At 54.0% G+C, this 17,401-nt stretch carries 18 protein-coding genes; 15 read left to right on the forward strand and 3 right to left on the reverse strand.

Annotated features, from left to right (window positions below):
- Positions 1 to 54 precede the first annotated feature (54 nt).
- The gene (locus tag AC2T28_RS07415; protein WP_486748337.1) at positions 55 to 675 is read left to right on the forward strand and encodes a thiamine phosphate synthase; all 621 of its coding nucleotides are present in this window, start codon (positions 55 to 57) and stop codon (positions 673 to 675) included.
- An 8-nt stretch (positions 676 to 683) separates the two neighbouring features.
- Here the strand turns inward: AC2T28_RS07415 and AC2T28_RS07420 are convergent, their stop codons facing one another.
- The gene (locus tag AC2T28_RS07420) at positions 684 to 1,829 is read right to left on the reverse strand and encodes a HupE/UreJ family protein (protein WP_486748338.1); all 1,146 of its coding nucleotides are present in this window, start codon (positions 1,827 to 1,829) and stop codon (positions 684 to 686) included.
- A 46-nt stretch (positions 1,830 to 1,875) separates the two neighbouring features.
- On the opposite strand from AC2T28_RS07420, the gene AC2T28_RS07425 reads away from it, so the two are divergent.
- From AC2T28_RS07425 to AC2T28_RS07440, 4 genes are all read left to right on the forward strand, one after another.
- Positions 1,876 to 2,640, forward strand: coding sequence for a DUF4198 domain-containing protein (locus AC2T28_RS07425; protein WP_486748339.1), 765 nt, complete (start codon positions 1,876 to 1,878; stop codon positions 2,638 to 2,640).
- 45 nt (positions 2,641 to 2,685) lie between these two features.
- Positions 2,686 to 3,594, forward strand: coding sequence for a PfkB family carbohydrate kinase (locus AC2T28_RS07430; RefSeq protein WP_486748340.1), 909 nt, complete (start codon positions 2,686 to 2,688; stop codon positions 3,592 to 3,594).
- A complete protein-coding gene (locus tag AC2T28_RS07435) occupies positions 3,591 to 4,505 on the forward strand; it encodes a pseudouridine-5'-phosphate glycosidase (RefSeq protein ID WP_486748341.1) in 915 nt (304 codons plus the stop codon). Before AC2T28_RS07430 ends, AC2T28_RS07435 begins: the two co-directional genes overlap by 4 nt.
- 75 nt (positions 4,506 to 4,580) lie before the next feature.
- Entirely contained in the window at positions 4,581 to 5,273 is a 693-nt protein-coding gene (locus tag AC2T28_RS07440) for a DUF502 domain-containing protein (RefSeq protein ID WP_486748342.1), read from the forward strand.
- Between the two features lie 39 nt (positions 5,274 to 5,312).
- On the opposite strand, the gene AC2T28_RS07445 is transcribed toward AC2T28_RS07440, so the two are convergent.
- Positions 5,313 to 6,086, reverse strand: coding sequence for a 3-hydroxybutyrate dehydrogenase (locus AC2T28_RS07445; protein WP_486748343.1), 774 nt, complete (start codon positions 6,084 to 6,086; stop codon positions 5,313 to 5,315).
- 412 nt (positions 6,087 to 6,498) lie between these two features.
- On the opposite strand from AC2T28_RS07445, the gene AC2T28_RS07450 reads away from it, so the two are divergent.
- The 5 genes from AC2T28_RS07450 to AC2T28_RS07470 all read left to right on the forward strand — a co-directional run bounded on the left by AC2T28_RS07450 (position 6,499) and on the right by AC2T28_RS07470 (position 10,698).
- Complete coding sequence (locus AC2T28_RS07450; protein ID WP_486748344.1) at positions 6,499 to 8,316, forward strand: extracellular solute-binding protein; 1,818 nt, start codon at positions 6,499 to 6,501, stop codon at positions 8,314 to 8,316.
- 51 nt (positions 8,317 to 8,367) lie between these two features.
- The gene (locus AC2T28_RS07455; protein ID WP_486748345.1) at positions 8,368 to 9,201 is read left to right on the forward strand and encodes an arsenate reductase/protein-tyrosine-phosphatase family protein; all 834 of its coding nucleotides are present in this window, start codon (positions 8,368 to 8,370) and stop codon (positions 9,199 to 9,201) included.
- Positions 9,202 to 9,223: 22 nt separating this feature from the next.
- Positions 9,224 to 9,700, forward strand: a complete 477-nt coding sequence (locus AC2T28_RS07460; RefSeq protein ID WP_486748346.1) for an arsenate reductase ArsC — start codon at positions 9,224 to 9,226, stop codon at positions 9,698 to 9,700.
- Positions 9,697 to 10,353: an aquaporin gene (locus AC2T28_RS07465; RefSeq protein WP_486748347.1), complete on the forward strand. Its 657-nt coding sequence runs from the start codon at positions 9,697 to 9,699 to the stop codon at positions 10,351 to 10,353. Before AC2T28_RS07460 ends, AC2T28_RS07465 begins: the two co-directional genes overlap by 4 nt.
- 123 nt (positions 10,354 to 10,476) lie before the next feature.
- Positions 10,477 to 10,698, forward strand: coding sequence for a hypothetical protein (locus tag AC2T28_RS07470; protein ID WP_486748348.1), 222 nt, complete (start codon positions 10,477 to 10,479; stop codon positions 10,696 to 10,698).
- Between the two features lie 20 nt (positions 10,699 to 10,718).
- Here AC2T28_RS07470 and AC2T28_RS07475 read toward each other — a convergent pair whose 3' ends face one another.
- Positions 10,719 to 11,342, reverse strand: coding sequence for a helix-turn-helix domain-containing protein (locus AC2T28_RS07475; protein WP_486748951.1), 624 nt, complete (start codon positions 11,340 to 11,342; stop codon positions 10,719 to 10,721).
- A 64-nt stretch (positions 11,343 to 11,406) separates the two neighbouring features.
- Between AC2T28_RS07475 and AC2T28_RS07480 the strand changes: the two genes are divergently transcribed.
- The 5 genes from AC2T28_RS07480 to AC2T28_RS07500 all read left to right on the forward strand — a co-directional run bounded on the left by AC2T28_RS07480 (position 11,407) and on the right by AC2T28_RS07500 (position 17,399).
- Complete coding sequence (locus AC2T28_RS07480; RefSeq protein WP_486748349.1) at positions 11,407 to 12,924, forward strand: class I adenylate-forming enzyme family protein; 1,518 nt, start codon at positions 11,407 to 11,409, stop codon at positions 12,922 to 12,924.
- Positions 12,921 to 13,580 (forward strand): DsbA family oxidoreductase, encoded by a 660-nt coding sequence (locus AC2T28_RS07485; RefSeq protein ID WP_486748350.1) that lies wholly within the window; start codon positions 12,921 to 12,923, stop codon positions 13,578 to 13,580. The genes AC2T28_RS07480 and AC2T28_RS07485 overlap by 4 nt, the downstream gene beginning before the upstream one ends.
- Before the next feature lie 191 nt (positions 13,581 to 13,771).
- Positions 13,772 to 14,995: an MFS transporter gene (locus AC2T28_RS07490; protein ID WP_486748351.1), complete on the forward strand. Its 1,224-nt coding sequence runs from the start codon at positions 13,772 to 13,774 to the stop codon at positions 14,993 to 14,995.
- 68 nt (positions 14,996 to 15,063) lie between these two features.
- Positions 15,064 to 16,725 (forward strand): hypothetical protein, encoded by a 1,662-nt coding sequence (locus AC2T28_RS07495; protein WP_486748352.1) that lies wholly within the window; start codon positions 15,064 to 15,066, stop codon positions 16,723 to 16,725.
- Positions 16,722 to 17,399 carry an SH3 domain-containing protein gene (locus AC2T28_RS07500; RefSeq protein ID WP_486748353.1) on the forward strand — a complete coding sequence of 226 codons (678 nt, stop codon included), beginning with the start codon at positions 16,722 to 16,724 and terminating at the stop codon, positions 17,397 to 17,399. Before AC2T28_RS07495 ends, AC2T28_RS07500 begins: the two co-directional genes overlap by 4 nt.
- Positions 17,400 to 17,401: the final 2 nt, after the last annotated feature.

Here is a 17,401-nt window from a genome sequence, read left to right on the forward strand (position 1 = left end):
GCGCACGCGACTGAATTCGCTAAACAACGGCAAGACATCACAAGGACCGCACCCATGGAAAGCCCAGAACAGCCGCAGATTTATCTGGTTACCCCGCCTAGCTTTGAGCTGGGTCAGTTCCCCGATCAATTGGCCCGCGTCTTGGACGCAACCGAGATTTCCTGCATTCGGCTGGATCTGGCGAGCCGTGATGAAAGCACTCTGAGCCGCGCCGGCGATGCCCTGCGTGAAGTTGCCCATGCGCGCGATGTGGCCATTGTGATCTCGGACCATCAGATCCTGGCCGAACGGCTGGGACTAGACGGCGTGCACTTGACAGATTCTGCGCGCTCGGTTCGTTCAACCCGCAAGGCTATGGGCACCGAGGCAATTGTTGGCAGCTTCTGCGGCGCCTCAAACCACGAGGGCCTGTCGGCCGCTGAAGCGGGAGCTGACTATGTCAGCTTTGGCCCGGTAGGATCGTCCGGTCTGGGGGATGGCGCCATCGCGGAAACGGAGCTATTCCAATGGTGGTCAGAAATGATCGAAGTCCCGGTTGTGGCCGAAGGCGGGCTGACAACCGATCTGATCCGCGCCCTGGCCCCATACACCGATTTCTTTGGCATTGGTGACGAGATTTGGCGCGAAGACGATCCGGTTGCAGCGCTCAAGCGGATGACCGCCGCCATGGGCTAAGCCCTTATTTACAGGAACACTCTTTCAACAAACCAATAGGTCCCGATCGCCGCAATGGTGATCGAGGCCGGTATCGCAATTCTGCCGCGATACTTTGGGTGCGAGCGGAACCAAAAGCCTACAGTTGCAAAAGCAATGGCGATTACGGTCAGCTGCCCCAGCTCGACCCCAACATTAAATCCAACCAACGCCGCCACAAATTGGTCGCGTGGCAGACCAAACTCACCCAGCACCGAAGCAAAGCCCAGACCATGCAGCAGGCCAAAGCCAAAGATCACCAAGGGTCGCCAAGGGCTGAGATGGCGGGTGAATACGTTCTCGACGGCAACATAGACAATGGAGGCCGCGATCAGCGGCTCGACAATTGCAGGGGCGACCTTCACCAACTGAAGCGTACCCAGCGCCAGCGTGATGGTGTGGGCAAGAGTGAAGACGCTGATTTGCAAGACCAGTGGACGCAAGCGAGAGCTGAGAAAGAACAGTCCAAGCACAAACAGGATGTGATCCAGCCCCAATGGCAGAATGTGTTCAAAACCAACTGGCACGTATTCAACAAAGGCCTCACCAGCGCTCATGGTTGCGCCACCGGCCAGGGGAATGCCCCGCGACGTGTCGCCGCCTTGCAGATAACCAGTATAAGGATCTTCAACCCCGTTCTGCCGGAGCACCACACCGCCCGAGCCTTTGGGCCAGTATAACATCAGACTGCGAGCATGTTCGGGGATCATGCCATTCAGATACAAAAACGAGGCACGGGGCAGTTCGGCATCTCCAACTTCTGGAATGATGATCTCGGTCACTTCGAGTTCCACACGCCCCCCGGCAGAGAGTTCTACAGTTTCAAGCCACTCTTCGGCAAACTGGCGCACCATGGGTTCCAGCTCGGCCTGATCAAGTGCGCGCAGGCTGTCGTAGTCATTTGCCAGAGCGGAATCGTTGGTGTTGTCCATCCCATCCAGATTGATGCCGGCAACAAAGGCTTCGATATTCATCCGCAGGTCCAAGGCAATTTGCCCGTCCTCTACGCGGAAATCCGCTATTGTTGGGGTGACTTCATGTGCGCGAGCCGCTGACATCAACGTGACAAGCAGCAGGCTTGACACAACAGTGATACCTGCAAGCCTGTTCCATACCCTCACTAAGGTCGTGTCCATGCCCATTTGTCTGCCCCGTCGTCTTGTCTTTGTTTTTGCCAGCTTTGTGGCATTTACCCTGCCCGCTGTTTCGCACGAGTTTTGGATCGAACCGCAGGAATATCAAGTCGAAAGGGGGGCGTCGGTGGTGGCAAGCCTTCGCAATGGCGAAAACTTTGGTGGTTTTGAGCTTGTGTACCTGCCCAAACGCATAAATCGCTTTGCATTTTCGCAAAGCTCCACAGCCACAGAATACCGTGGAAGGATGGGAGACACCCCTGCATTTTCGCATGACAATGCAAGCGTTGGTCTATTTACGATACTTCACGAAACCAAGCCTGAACTTATCGTATATGAGAGATGGGAAGAGTTTGAGACCTTTTCACGCCTCAAGGGGTTTGCAAAAACAAAAGAACTACATCAAAAACGAGACCTGCCAAACCAAGGTTTTGCAGAAATGTACAGCCGTCATGCAAAAACGCTAGTCTCGGTTGGGGGCGGTTTTGGTGCCGATTTTTTGCATGGTATGGAAGCCGAAATTGTTGCATTGGCCAATCCCTATACCGATGATCTCTCAAAAGGGCTTCGCGTGCAATTGTTTTATCTAGATCAACCGCGCGTGGAAGCACGGATCACAGTTTACGAACGCTCGGCGACGGGAGAGGTGTCTATGTCCCGCTATGTCACGGATGCGCAAGGCGTGGCGCGGCTGGCTGTTAAACCAGGCAATACCTATTTGCTTGATGCCGTGATTTTGCGCCCTGCTCCCGCTGATATCGACGCCGTTTGGGAAACGCTTTGGGCCTCTATGACATTTGCCACCCCGAACTGAGTGTTGCGACTTGCGAGCGCTATCAAAAATGGGCAGAACAGCCACATGACACACACACCTGCTTCTTCCACCGCTGACATTCTGTGTATCGGCTCTGTTCTATGGGACATTATTGGGCGCGCACCTGTTGAGATGCGGCGCGGATCGGATATGCCCGGACGCATCACACGGCTCCCCGGTGGTGTGGCGATGAATATTGCAATGACCCTTGCGCGCTTTGGGCTGGCACCTGCCCTGCTTAGCGCGGTTGGACGTGATGATGAGGGTAATGAGCTTGTCAACGCCTGCACACGTCTTGGATTGAACACCAACCATCTTTATCGTTCAGACGACTTGCCAACCGACCGATATATGGCGGTTGAAGGGGCAAATGGTTTGATTGCGGCAATCGCTGATGCCCATTCGCTTGAAGCCGCAGGAGACAAGATCCTGAAACCGTTGCGCGATGGCACACTTGGATCAACGGAACAACCCTATTCCGGGGCTATCGCTCTGGATGGCAACCTTACCCTGTCCCTGCTTGACGACATTGCCGGTGACCCTTCGTTTGCGCAGGCCGATTTACGGGTCGCGCCGGCCTCACCCGGCAAAGCGGAACGGTTGCGACCTTTCCTGACGCACAGTCGCGGCACGCTTTACGTAAACCTCGAAGAGGCCGGCCTGATGTGTCAGGCCGAGTTCACCGACAGCCAAACCGCAGCGCTTGCCTTGTTGGAGCGCGGCGCTGCACGGGTTTTGGTGACAGATGGTGGCGCGTCTGCCACCGAGGCCGGACCGGAAGCCCCGATCACCCTGGTCCCCCCACGTGTGACTGTTGCGCGTGTTACCGGAGCCGGAGATACTTTCATGGCAGCGCACATCGCTGCCGAAGCGCGTGGCGAGCCACGCGAGACTGCCCTGGCCTCTGCCTTAAAAGCAGCCGCCACCTATGTTTCAGGAGAACCACCACTGTGATCGACATTCAATTTTCCGCAGAGGTTCAAGCTGCCAAAGACGCTGGCACGGCCATCGTGGCGCTGGAAAGCACTATCATCACCCACGGCATGCCCTACCCGCAAAATGTCGAAGTGGCCGCACAGGTCGAAGACGACATACGCCAGGCTGGCGCCACGCCAGCCACAATGGCGGTGATTGACGGCAAATTGCATGTTGGGCTTGAGGCAGACCAGCTGCAAGCGCTGGGACAGACAAAAGGCGTCGCCAAGCTGTCACGCGCCGATTTTGCGGCCTGTATGGCCACCGGTGGGACCGGCGCTACAACAGTTGCGGCCACCATGATCGCCGCGCGCCTGGCGGGCATCGAGGTTTTTGCAACAGGCGGCATTGGCGGCGTTCACAAAGGCGCCGAGCAGAGCTTTGACATTTCAGCCGATCTGATGGAGCTGGCAGCGACGCCGGTGACCGTGGTTGCTGCGGGTGCCAAGGCGATTTTGGATGTGCCCAAGACACTGGAAGTTTTGGAAACCCAAGGGGTGCCGGTGATTGCCTATGGGCAGGATAGTTTTCCGGCGTTTTGGTCAGCCCAGTCAGAACATGCCGCTCCCTTACGCATGGATGAACCGGCGCAGATCGCCAAGGCACAGCTGCTGCGCACCGCTATGGGATTGCCTGGAGGTCAGTTGATCGCCAACCCGATCCCGCAAAATGACCAGATCGCAGCCGAAGTTCTAGCCCCGATCATTGCACAGGCGCAAAGCGAAGCCGATGCTCAGGGCGTTTCAGGGAAATTGGTGACCCCTTTCCTGTTGCAGCGGATCTTTGAGCTGACCGACGGAAAATCGCTTACGGCAAATATCGCTCTTGTGCGCAACAATGCCAAATTGGCCGCCAAAATCGCCCAGGAGCTGGTTACTTTGCAAAACTAAGCCCATCGAAACGGGAGCCATTGCAGCAACAGCGCAAAGTTCCTAGGTTGCAGACAACCAATAGTGAAAAGACTGATGACAACCCCATTTGATCAAGAACCACATCGCCGCCCTGGGTTATTTGCCCGCCTCCGATCTTCATTCCTGACCGGTATCGTTGTTATTGCGCCGGTCGGACTGACGGTCTGGCTGCTTTGGTCGGTGATGGGCTGGGTCGATAGCGTTGTTCTGCCACTGGTTCCGGCAACAATCCTGCCTGAGAAATACATCGGCATCAATCTTCGCGGCATCGGGCTGATAATCTTTTTGATTTTCACCATCGTGATCGGCTGGATTGCCAAGGGCATTCTGGGTCGATCAATGATCTCCTTTGCCGAAAGCCTGGTGGAACGAATGCCAGTCGTTCGTACGATTTATTCAGGTATCAAGCAGATCTCGGAAACTGTGTTTGCGCAGACTGAACGAAGTTTTGAAAAGGCCTGCCTGATCCAGTATCCGCGCCCTGGCATCTGGGCCATTGGGTTTGTATCCACCACCGCCAAAGGTGAAGTTCACGAACGAACCCACCCTAATGGACGCCTAAAAAGTATCTTCATTCCCACCACGCCAAACCCAACTTCGGGCTTTTTGCTGTTTCTGCCCGAAGAAGATGTGATCGAGCTAGATATGAGTGTTGAAGACGCGGCAAAGCTGGTGATCTCAGCCGGGCTAGTCTACCCCAACTCCAAAGATCCAACACAGCCCCCCACCGATAGCGACACCGACTAATCGATCTTGTACGGGGGGAAGCTGGTTGGTATCTAGCTTTTACAGCGCGGTCCAGCCGCCATCAACGCTGAGCGTAGTTCCGGTAATCTGAGCCGCAGCTGATGAGCAGAGGAAGGCTACGGTTCCACCAAGCTGCTCGACCGTTGCAAACTCTTTTGATGGTTGGCGCGCCAGCATCACCTCTTTGATCACAGTTTCCCGGTCCATGCCATATTCGGCCATAGTATCAGGGATTTGCGCTTCGACCAGCGGTGTCAAAACATAGCCAGGACACACAGCATTACAAGTAATCGGGTCCTGCGCCGTTTCCAAAGCCACGGCTTTTGACATGCCAACAACACCGTGCTTTGCAGCAACATAGGCCGATTTGTAAGGCGACGCCGTCAATCCATGCGCCGAGGCAATATTGACGACACGCCCCCAACCCGCTTCTCTCATGACTGGCAAGGCCGCTGCTGTTGTATGAAAAACCGAGTTTAAGTTGATAGCGATGATTGCGTCCCACTTATCCTGCGGGAATTGATCAATCGGCGCCACATGCTGTATTCCAGCATTGTTCACCAGAATGTCACAGGCGCCCGCTGCTTTAATAAGCTCGCGGCACTCACGCCCAACTGACATATCGGCCTTAACGTAGCGCGCGTTGACGCCAAATTCGCTGGAAAGACTTTCTGCAAGTGCATGATTCTCTGGCGCGTCAGAGAAGGAATTCAAAACGATGTGGGCTCCTGCCCGGGCCAATTCTCGAGCAACACCCAGTCCGATTCCCGAATTTGATCCGGTAACCACGGCTGTTTTTCCCTGCAAAGACATAAACCTCTTCCCTTCAATTGAACCCGTTTGTCAGCGAATACTGTGCCATGCCGCACCTGCAAAGGAAACGCATGTTCCACTTTGAACCCATATTTCATAGAGATTTTCGGGGAAATGGGCATTATAGGGATATTGCCGACTCATCTAAATGGGTTGTATCGACAGCAGCGCATTCCCGCACTACGGCGATATTTGCAACGGACAAAATGAACCCAACAAATAAAAAAAACGCCCGCGCGAAGCGGGCGTCAAGTTATTGAGGCAGGTTTCATACAGGCAAGAAACCTATCGAGCAGTGACTCAGTTATATCCAATAAATGGAGAATATCCAAGCTAAAAGTTTGAAAAGACGGAAAAGCACAGGTAGCGTTATAACTCAACGAAATATGGGCAGAGCAGGATTGTTGCCAAAATGCGATCAAACTATTTCCCGAGATTGACCTCAATGCTGGCAGGTATCTCCCTGCTGGTAACCGCAAATTCTGTTGTCGCAGAATCGACTCATGGCATTGCTATGTATGGGCAACCGGCGTTGCCGCCGGATTTCTCATCACTCCCTTATGCAAACCCCGATGCCCCCAAGGGCGGTCGCGTGGTATTTGGCAATACCGGTGGCTACGACACGCTCAATCCTTTTGTACAAAAAGGCACCTCTCCCTGGCAACTCAGGTTCTGGGGATATGAAAGTCTGATGGGAAGATCCTGGGACGAACCTTTCTCGTTGTATGGATTGCTGGCCGAATCAATCGATACTCCCGCCGACCGATCGTGGGTTGAGTTCACACTGAGGCCAGAAGCTAAATTTTCGGATGGATCCCCGGTAACCGTAGAGGATGTGATCTGGTCATATGAAACTCTCGGAACCAAGGGGAATCTTCGATACCGCGGGTTTTGGTCGAAGATTGAAACCATTGAACAAACGGGCGAACACAAAGTCCGCATTACCTTTAATACCGATGATAGAGAGCTGGCGTTGCTGGCCGGGCTGCGGCCAATCCTGAAGAAAGGTCAATGGGACGGTAAAGATTTTGAAGCCAGTGGCCCATTGGAAGCACCGATTGGCACCGGTGCCTATGTCATCGATAGCTCTGACCCCGGCCGCTATGTGAGCCTGCGACGCAATCCAGATTACTGGGGCAAAGACTTGCCGTTTCGCCGCGGCACGCAGAACTTTGATGAAATGCGGATCGAGTTCTTTGGCGACCAGACTGTTTTATTTGAAGCGTTCAAAGTTGGTGAGCTGACGGCCGTGCGGGAATACAACGCTGGAAAATGGGATAACAGCTATAATTTCCCATCCGTCCAGAATGGCGATGTTATTAAATCCGAGATTCCCCACCAGCGCCCCTCTGGCATCACAGGTCTGGCGATGAACACCCGTAAGCCGATTTTCCAAGATTGGAGGGTTCGCGAGGCTTTGATCCTTGCCTTCAACTTTGAGTACATCAACGGAACAGTAACTGGCGGCACACAGCCACGCATCACCTCTTACTACTCCAATTCCTCGTTGGGCATGAGATCAGGTCCTGCCCAGGGACGCGTGCGTACGCTGTTGGAGCCCTATTCCGATACGCTGTTGCCGGGCGCGCTTGAGGGATATGCCCTGCCTGTCAGTGATGGCACCGAACGCAACCGACAGAACATTCGCAAAGCAACAAAGCTACTGGGCGAAGCGGGCTGGACCGTACAGAACGGTACTTTGCAAAATGACAAAGGTGATGCCTTTGAATTCGCCGTGCTCTTGCAACAAGGCGACGGAGAAATGCAAACCGTAGTCGAGATCTATGCGCGGGCTTTGGAACGGCTGGGGATTACCATCACCACAGAAACCGTTGACAACGCGCAATATGTAGCGCGTCAGAATGAATATGATTTTGATATGACGCGGTATCGCCGCGACTTGTCTCTTAGCCCAGGCAACGAGCAGTATTTGTATTGGGGACGTAAGGGCGTCACTCAACCCGGTACGCGCAATCTGATGGGGGTTGATAGTCCAGCCGTCGAAGCGTTGATCCCTGAGATGTTGAACGCAATCAGTGCTGAACATTTCCTGTCTGCGGTACGTGCGCTTGATCGGGTCCTGACCTCGGGGCGTTATGTCATTCCAATCTGGCAGTTCGACAAAAGCCGCATCGCCCATGCAAAGGAACTGCGGTTTCCAGAGACCCTGCCGCTTTATGGTGATCGTCCGCAGTTCATGCCAACGGTCTGGTGGTATCAAGCTGACTAAACCAACCTTTTCCGGTTGACGTGAATGATCTATTTCCATAATTCCCGAATTATGGAAATAGACATCACAGATCGACTGGGAACCCTCGCCCACCCAAAACGGCTTGCGCTTTTACGCATGTTGATGCGTCGGTATCCTGATGACGTACCTGCGGGTGAGTTGGCTTCTGTTCTCGACCTCAAAGCCAATACTGCCTCGAACTACCTTGCTGCATTAAAGCAAGTGGGATTGGTCACCCAAACACGGCAAGGCACGTCGCTGCGATACCGCGCCAATACAGATGCTTTGCAAATGGTGTTTGATGAGTTGCTCGAAGGATGCTGCCAGAACCGACCCGATGTCTGCCTACAGTCCTCTCGCGCAACGGCACCTGTCCCCTCGGCTGACAACCCCCTGAAGGTTTTGTTTTTATGTAGCGGCAACTCGGCCCGATCGATCATGGCCGAAGCATTACTTAACCACATAGGGGCAGGACGTTTCACCGCATATTCCGCTGGAACCAATCCTGCCCAGTCTCCTGATCCAAAAGTACTTGGCTTTTTGGCAGAGAAAGGGTTTGAGGCACAGCAATTACACTCGAAATCAGTTGATGATCTTGCGCTAGCTAGCGCATTGGATCCGAATTTTGTGATTACCGTATGTGACCGGGCTGCCAATCAAGAACCCACTAAATGGTCGGGGCGTCCGATTTGTGCGCACTGGGGTATAGAAGACCCCCTGCCCCCAAAATCTGCACCAACTGACATAGAGCAGGCCATTGATCGCACCTATAACGTTCTTATGCCCCGCATCCTGGCTTTTGCAGCCTTGCCATTTGATGAACTCAGCCATCTGGACCTGCAACTCAAGCTCGATCAACTTAGCCAGTGGAATGGCTCAGACTAACCCTTCAATGAGAGATCTACTCATGAATATACTTGTGCTTTGCACGGGCAACTCTGCGCGCTCGATCCTGTTAGAGTCCATTCTCAACAAAAAAGGATCTGGGCGCGTATCGGCCTATTCAGCTGGGTCAAATCCGGCCGGGCAAGTTCACCCGCAATCCCTGTCGCTGTTGAACAGTCTTGGGTTTGATACGTCTTCTACACGTTCCAAAAGTTGGAATGAGTTTTCTGTGCCCGGAGCTCCACAGATGGATCTCGTCATCACTGTTTGCAGTGCAGCTGCCAATGAAACCTGCCCAATCTGGCCTGGCTCACCTTTGCGCGCCAACTGGGCGATTGATGATCCAAGTGACGCATCTGAACAAGATCAGGAAACAGCGTTCCAACGAGCCTTTTCGCTACTGGAAAAAAGGGTTGAAGCGCTTTTGGAACTTTCGCTAGACACCATAGCTCCCGACGAGCTTTTACAAGAACTTCGGCGCATAGGAGCCATGACATGACGACGCAAAAACTGATGGCCGAAGGGCTTGGCACCGCGTTTCTTTTGATCGGCGTTGTTGGGTCCGGGATCATGGCGCAGAACCTGGCCGGGGATAATATTGCTCTTGCTCTACTGGCCAATGCGATCGCAACCGGATGCATGCTTTATGTCATCATCACCACGCTCGGCCCAATTTCCGGCGCTCATTTTAACCCTGCGGTCACATTGGCGTTTGCCCTGCGAGGCGATCATCCATGGACCGCGGTGGCACCCTATGTCCTGGTCCAAGTCCTTGGCGGAATTTTGGGTGTCTGGGCCTGTCATCTCATGTTTGATATGACAGTCTTGCAAAGCTCGACCACGATGCACCGAACTGGCACGGCCCAGTGGGCATCTGAAATCATCGCAACGTTTGGACTGCTGTTTGTCATTTTTGGTGGTCTAAGATCACGCCCTGAGACAGTGCCAACCCTGGTAGGTCTCTACATAACCGGAGCCTATTGGTACACCTCCTCGACCAGCTTCGCCAATCCTGCGGTTACTATCGCCCGTGGTTTCACCGATACCTTTGCTGGGATCTATCCCGGACACATCGCGATGTTCATTCTGATGCAGGTCATCGCTGTTGGGATTGCACATATAGTACTGACCCGACTTTTTGCTAAGAACTGACCAAATAGGCCATCAGTGTCTTAACAAGATACCTTGACCCGTGAGTTGAGGTATCTTTTGTTTGGATTTTTAGGTACACTATTTGCGAAGTAAAACCCATTTTGCCTGGTTGGAGGACTGGCTATGACTGTTTTGCGCTCTGTCACCGTTTCGGATACCAGCCTGCCACGCATTAAAACCAGGTTTCCGTATTTGAAGCCCAGCCTTGCGCCGACTTTGCTGGAGGACCGGGAAGCCTTTGTGGAACATCTTGCTCGAACTCATCATCTGACCCTTACCGAGGCACGTGAAGAGGTCGAAGACTTTTTGTATGTGGAAGGGCTACTACGCGAAGTCGAAGACTAGTTAGAAGTCCCGAACAGGTCTCAAGCCAGCGATGTGACCCATAGGATCGTAGCATCTTCGTCACTTAGAGATACGACATTGTGCCCCATTGCAGCGTCGTAATAAGCGCTATCGCCGCGGCGCATTTCGATGGGTTCATAGTATTCCGTGTACAGTTGAACCACGCCGGTTAGAACATATAGAAACTCTTCACCATCGTGGCGCACCCAGCCTTCGAATTCTTCCATCGAACGGGCCCGAACACGCGCCCGATACGGCAACATCTGCTTGCGCGATAGACTGTCTGCCAACAATTCATGCTCATAAGTTGCAGTGGCGTGCGCGGCGCCTTCACCGGTCTTGGTGATAGACAGCCGTCCATTTACCTGGCCACTGCGAGGTGGGGTAAAGAGCTGTGGTACGGATATTTCCAGCCCCGTCGCCAGTTTCTTAAGTGCATCATAAGTTGGGGACATTTGACCGTTTTCGATCTTTGACAGGGTCGAACGCGCCAACCCGGCCTGATTGGCCGCATGTTCCAAAGTCCAGTCGCGAGCCTTGCGCAACTCACGCACCCGAACCCCCAAATCCAAAGGTTCCGCTTCGCCTTGGTCACCGCTACTGCGGGCAATGGAAATCAGTGATTTTGGATTTCGATCAGTCATGCGCTCTCTATAAGAGCCACGCCGCCAGCTTGCAACGCACCACCAGTCACGATAGCCACGTTTCATGTTGTCTATTTTTGATCAAGGCCCGTTTTCGCTCTGCCCTGCGCCGTTTAATCTGGCCGCGCATGTTTTGCGCTATGCGCCGCAACACCCCGACAAACTGGCGCTGTCCGTCTTGTTCGACGACAAAGCACAGAACTGGACCTACCAAGAGCTCGAGGCTGCGGTTCGCGGCACCGGGACAGGATTGCTGCAAGCTGGGTTGTCACCGGGTGACATTGTGCTGATGCGGTTGGGGAATACGGTGGAATTTCCAATTGCCTATCTTGGAGCCATTGCCGCTGGTCTAGTGCCTGTTCCAACCTCGTCGCAATTGACCACACGCGAGACCGAAAAGATCATCGCCGAACTGCAACCCGCTGCCATATTACGCGATGAAAGCGTGGCCTGTGCTGAACATTCAAATCAGATCACGGTCGACTCATTAAAAGCCATGCGCGAGTTTCCCCAATGCGATTACACTTATGGCGATCCCAACCGGCTCGCCTATATCGTGTATACCTCAGGCACCAGCGGAAATCCGCGTGCTGTGGGTCATGCTCATCGTGCAATTTGGGCCAGACAGATGATGGTCAAGGATTGGTACGACTTGCACACTGATGATCGCGTTTTACATGCCGGCGCTTTCAATTGGACTTATACATTGGGCACAGGGTTGATGGACCCTTGGACAATTGGCGCAACCGCGCTAATCCCGGCGCCCGATACGCCTCCGGCCAATTTACCAGCGCTGCTGAAGCAGAACCGCGCAACTATTTTTGCGGCGGCGCCCGGTGTTTACCGTAAGATGTTGCAGTCTTGCGAAGAGATGGATTTGCCCGACCTGCGTCACGGTCTGAGTGCTGGCGAAAAACTGTCGGAAAATCTACAGCAGAACTGGACCCAGGCCACCGGGCGTCAGATCTACGAAGCCTATGGCATGTCAGAGTGTTCAACCTTTATTTCGTCTAGCCCGTCACAACCCTCAACTGGCCAATCCCTTGGATGTCCGCAATCTGGCCGCCGTGTTGCAATTATAGGTGCGGATGGTCCGGTGTCCTTGGATCAGGCGGGTATAATTGCAATTCACCGCGATGATCCCGGCCTGATGCTGGGCTATTTAAACGCCCCACAAGAAACCCATGCCCGTTTTCAGGGGGATTGGTTTCTAACAGGTGACTTGGGGCGTATGGCCGAAGATGGCCAAATCACATATCTGGGCCGGGACGACGACATGATGAACGCCGGCGGATATCGGGTGTCACCGCTCGAGATTGAAGGCCTGTTGGCACAGCACCCCGGCATCACCCAGGTTGGCGCTGCAGCCGTTGAAGTCAAAGCTGACACCTATGTAATCGTCGCGTTTTACACCGGTCCCGAAGAGTTGAAGACACAAGAGCTACAAGATTTTGCCGATGGCAAACTTGCACGTTACAAGCAGCCCCGCGCCTATGTTTACCTTGAGGCTTTGCCGCAAGGTGCCAATGGCAAACTGCTCCGTCGCGCCCTACCCGCTTATTTCAAGGCTTCCAAAGAATGACCGTTAAACTCGACATCTTGTCTGATCCGATCTGCCCCTGGTGCTACATTGGAAAAACCAATCTGGACAAGGCCCTGGCCCAGTTTCCCGACCATCCCTTTGTGATCGAATGGCATCCGTTTCAGCTGAACCCTGATATGCCAACCGAGGGCATGGATCGCCGTGAATATCTGGAAGGAAAATTCGGCGGAAAGGAAGCCGCGATCAAGGCTTATGCGCCAGTGGTTGAGCACGCCGAGGGCGCTGGGCTCACCATCAATCTGGAAAGCATGAAGCGCACACCAAACACGTTGAATGCCCATCGTCTGATCCATTGGGCCGGCATTGAGCAGAAACAAACCGAAGCCGTTGATGCCCTATTCAAAGCCTATTTTGTTGATGGTCGTGACATTGGGGACGCCGAGGTTCTTGGTGATATCGCCGATGGCATCGGCATGGACGCGGCTGTGGTGCAGAAACTGCTGAAAACCGACAATGACATCGAAGATGTCAAAGCGCGCGATGCGCACAGCCGTGAAATGGGTGTGACCTCTGTTCCTACCTTTATCGTTGATAACAAACATGCCGTTCCAGGCGCGCAACCACCCGAGCTTTGGGCAAAAGTGATCACTGAAATTATGGAACAGCTTGAGCCTGCCCCCACCGCTGTCCACTAAGCACGGCGCGCGCAATTTCTTAGTCAGTAGACTTGCGCGCTTCACTTTCTTGCTTTGTTCAGCACCAATGCACATAGCCCTGTGCAGCATGCTGTCTGGCTGCGTCTCATTTTCTGTGATACCGCCAGCGGACGTGACTCCCAGATTGGATCCGACATCCGAATCCTCCTGAAGTGTCACCCGAGGTTAAAATGTCCAAATCTGTCGACCATCCGATGTCCAAGGCCGAGTTCATCTCGCTGATTGCGATGATGTTTGCCACCATTGCCTTTTCTATCGATGCAATGCTGCCCGCATTGCCCGAAATTGGCGCTGCCCTTAGCCCCGATGACATCAACCGCGCCCAGCTGATCCTGACATCCTTTGTGTTTGGTATGGGAGTTGGGACGTTTTTTACAGGCCCACTATCAGATGCCTTTGGCCGCAAACCTATCATTCTGGCAGGTGCTTCGTTGTATATACTGTCGGCTGCGGTGGCTTGGGCTAGTTCCTCGCTTGAACTGCTGCTGATCTCACGCGTTCTCATGGGATTAGGAGCAGCCGGGCCGCGCGTTGTGGCATTGGCGATTGTTCGCGATCTGTACTCAGGGCGTGAAATGGCCCGCATCATGTCGATTGCCATGATGATTTTCACTCTGGTGCCTGCCTTTGCGCCGATGCTTGGGGTTGGAATTATAGCCTTTGCAGGATGGCGCGCAATTTTCCTCGCCTTTGCCTTGTTTGTTATCATCGTGGTGATTTGGATGGGCATCCGCCTACCCGAACCTCTGGCACGGGAAAACCGCCGCCCCTTCCAAATGCCACTGATGATCGGGGCCGTCCGCGAGATGTTTGCACATCCCACGGTGCGACTTTCGATGCTAGTGCAAACCCTTTGCATGGCTGCACTGTTCACCATGCTCACAATGGTCCAACCGGTCTATGACATCGTATTTGGCCGTGGTGAAAGCTTTCCGTATTGGTTTGGCTTTGTGGCGCTGATGTCTGGTAGCGCCAGCCTAATCAACGCGGCCGTTGTGGTAAAAGTTGGCATGCGCAGAATGGTAACCTGGTCATTGGCCGGCCAGATCGTGTTTTCAGGCGCGGTTCTTGTTCTGATCAACGCTGGCCTGTCGGAAACCTTTGAATTTGGCCTGTTTGTGGCCTGGCAAACCAGCCTGTTTTTCATGGTGGGTATGACACTGGGCAATTTGAACGCCATGGCGATGGAGCCAATGGGGCATATTGCCGGAATGGCAGCCTCGGTCATCGGTGCAATCTCGACAGTCATTGCCGCGATAATAGCTGCACCCATTGGGCTGTTGTTTGACGGATCTCTGTTGCCGCTCAGCATTGGCATTCTGACCATGGTCAGCCTGGCTTTTGTGACCATGCTGCACATGGGCCGTGTCGAATCCCAGCTTCCGGCTGAATAGCCAAAGCACTCTCTTGCTGGAGAGCATTGAAAACTCTACCCTCTCTGCATTGGTGGAGAGGGATATAGATGAGCGACTATTATGATCTGGGCAGTTATTCCTGCCCCATCACAACCAAATCCACCAATGCGCAGCTGTGGTTTGACCGGGGTCTGAACTGGACCTACGGGTTTAATCACCAAGAGGCCGTGGTCTGCTTTCAACGCGCGTTGGAATTTGACCCAGACTGCGCCATGGCCCACTGGGGTGTCGCCTATGCATCAGGCCCCAACTACAACATGCCGTGGGAGTTACATGACACATCAGGCCGCGCCAAAGCACTGGCAAAGGCTTATGACGCGGCGCAGCAGGCGCTCGCGCTCTTGGATGGGCTGACATTGGTGGAGCGTGAGCTCATAACAGCTTTAGGCGCGCGCTATCCGCAGCGAGATCTGATCGAGGATATGCATGCTTGGGATTATGATTTTGCCGACGCCATGCGCGCTGCCTTTGCTTGCTGTCCGGATCATCTGGACTTGCGCACCATCTATGCCGAAAGCCTGTTGAACCTGACCCCGTGGAAAATGTGGGACCTGAGGACCGGTCAACCAGCCGAGGGCGCAGCAACAAAAGAAGCGCAGGAGGTTTTGGAATGGGCGATGGCCAATGTTTCCAAAACCATGAGCCACCCCGGATTGCTCCATCTCTATGTTCATCTGATGGAGATGTCCCCAACTCCCGAGAAAGCGCTGAAAGCGGCTGATGTTTTGCGAACTTTGGTGCCAGACGCCGGACACCTGGTTCATATGCCCAGCCATATTGATGTGCTGTGTGGCGATTACAAAAATGTGGTGCACTGGAACGAAAAGGCGGTTGAGGCAGATCTGAAGTATTATCAGCGTGAAGGCGCCTATAATATCTACACCGGCTACCGGCAGCATGATTACCACTTTGTCATCTATGGCGCGATGTTCTTGGGCCAGATCGAACCCGCCCTGCGCGCCAATCAAGGCATGTGGGACACGGTGCCCGAAGAAATGCTGCGGATCGAAAGCCCGCCGATGGCGGACTACTTTGAAAGCTACATGTCGATGGGGCCGCATATCCTGATCCGCTTTGGCCGTTGGGACGAGGCGATGGCGCTGGAGCTGCCTGAGGATCAGGACCTGTACCGTACTTTGACTGCCACAACCCATTATGCCCGCGCCATTGGCTTTGCGGCCACCGGACTAGTAGCCGAGGCGGAAGCCGAGGAGCAACTGTTTCTGGCAGCCAAGGCGCGCATTCCTGAGAGCCGGTTGATGCACAATAACCGCGTGGTGGATCTGATTGAAATTGCGTCAGAAATGCTGCGCGGCGAGATTGAGTATCGCAAAGAAAACTATGACGTAGCCTATGCCCATCTGCGCCACTCGGTCGCGCTGGACGATAACCTACCCTATGACGAGCCTTGGGGCTGGATGCAGCCAACCCGCCACGCGCTGGGCGCGCTTTTGTTCGAACAGGGGCACGTGGCTGAGGCCGAAGAGGTCTATCGCGAAGATCTGGGTTTAGGCGGAACCCTATCGCGTGCCTCTATCCACCCGGATAATGTCTGGAGCCTTAAGGGGCTGTATGAATGCCTGAAGTCACGCAAAGAAAGCATTGAAATCATTCATATAAAATACCGGTTGGATCAGGCTTTGGCACGGGCTGATCGGGTTGCCGCCTCATGCGCCTGCGCTCAGGCTGCAATGAAGGAACAGTCATGATACGCATCACCACATTTTTATTGCTTTGCCTTGCCACCCCGCTGGCAGCGCAGCGGATCAAGCTGACACCCATGGATCAGGCTTCACGAGATCCATCACTGGTGGCGTTTCGGGCTCAACTGCTGGACGCTATCGCCCAGAGGGATGCCGAGGCGGTGATAGCAGCCTCCTGCGACCAGATCTATCTTAGCCATGGAGGCAACGGCGGACATGACGAGTTTCGGCGAAATTTGGCACTATCGGAAGAAATGCTGTCCGAAGAATACCGCAGCCAGGCCTCTGACATGCGCGAGGCCTATTGGAAGGATCTTGAAAAAACCCTGCAACAGCCCGGCTATTTTGAAAGCGCGGATGAGTTTTGGATGCCGTTTCACTGGCAACTCGACCTGCCCGACAGCATAGACGTTTTTGAGGCTTTTTTTGTAACAGGCACAGACGTTACACTGCGCGCCTCTCCCTCTTCCGACGGGAGCCCATTGGGCTGGCTAAGCCACGAGGTGGTAACCGTTTCAGACTTTGATCCTGAATCCGAATATCAGGAAATACGTGTGGGCGATGGGCGTGTCGGCTATATGCACCAGGGTTTTCTTTGGGCAATAGTCGGTTACCGCGCGTCCCTCATCAAATCGGACAGTGGTGATTGGCAGCTTTGCAACTTTGTGGCAGGGGATTAGAA

This window comes from Parasedimentitalea nitratireducens (genome assembly GCF_057444295.1).

Bases quoted from the DNA above. Each gene is read 5' to 3' on its own strand.
- AC2T28_RS07500 (WP_486748353.1), top strand. From the start codon at position 16,722: ATGATACGCATCACCACATTTTTATTGCTTTGCCTTGCCACCCCGCTG.
- AC2T28_RS07465 (WP_486748347.1), top strand. From the start codon at position 9,697: ATGACGACGCAAAAACTGATGGCCGAAGGGCTTGGCACCGCGTTTCTT.
- AC2T28_RS07470 (WP_486748348.1), top strand. From the start codon at position 10,477: ATGACTGTTTTGCGCTCTGTCACCGTTTCGGATACCAGCCTGCCACGC.
- AC2T28_RS07495 (WP_486748352.1), top strand. From the start codon at position 15,064: ATGAGCGACTATTATGATCTGGGCAGTTATTCCTGCCCCATCACAACC.
- AC2T28_RS07475 (WP_486748951.1), bottom strand. From the start codon at position 11,342: ATGACTGATCGAAATCCAAAATCACTGATTTCCATTGCCCGCAGTAGC.
- AC2T28_RS07480 (WP_486748349.1), top strand. From the start codon at position 11,407: ATGTTGTCTATTTTTGATCAAGGCCCGTTTTCGCTCTGCCCTGCGCCG.
- AC2T28_RS07460 (WP_486748346.1), top strand. From the start codon at position 9,224: ATGAATATACTTGTGCTTTGCACGGGCAACTCTGCGCGCTCGATCCTG.
- AC2T28_RS07445 (WP_486748343.1), bottom strand. From the start codon at position 6,086: ATGTCTTTGCAGGGAAAAACAGCCGTGGTTACCGGATCAAATTCGGGA.
- AC2T28_RS07490 (WP_486748351.1), top strand. From the start codon at position 13,772: ATGTCCAAATCTGTCGACCATCCGATGTCCAAGGCCGAGTTCATCTCG.
- AC2T28_RS07415 (WP_486748337.1), top strand. From the start codon at position 55: ATGGAAAGCCCAGAACAGCCGCAGATTTATCTGGTTACCCCGCCTAGC.
- AC2T28_RS07485 (WP_486748350.1), top strand. From the start codon at position 12,921: ATGACCGTTAAACTCGACATCTTGTCTGATCCGATCTGCCCCTGGTGC.
- AC2T28_RS07455 (WP_486748345.1), top strand. From the start codon at position 8,368: ATGGAAATAGACATCACAGATCGACTGGGAACCCTCGCCCACCCAAAA.
- AC2T28_RS07450 (WP_486748344.1), top strand. From the start codon at position 6,499: ATGCGATCAAACTATTTCCCGAGATTGACCTCAATGCTGGCAGGTATC.
- AC2T28_RS07430 (WP_486748340.1), top strand. From the start codon at position 2,686: ATGACACACACACCTGCTTCTTCCACCGCTGACATTCTGTGTATCGGC.
- AC2T28_RS07440 (WP_486748342.1), top strand. From the start codon at position 4,581: ATGACAACCCCATTTGATCAAGAACCACATCGCCGCCCTGGGTTATTT.
- AC2T28_RS07420 (WP_486748338.1), bottom strand. From the start codon at position 1,829: ATGGACACGACCTTAGTGAGGGTATGGAACAGGCTTGCAGGTATCACT.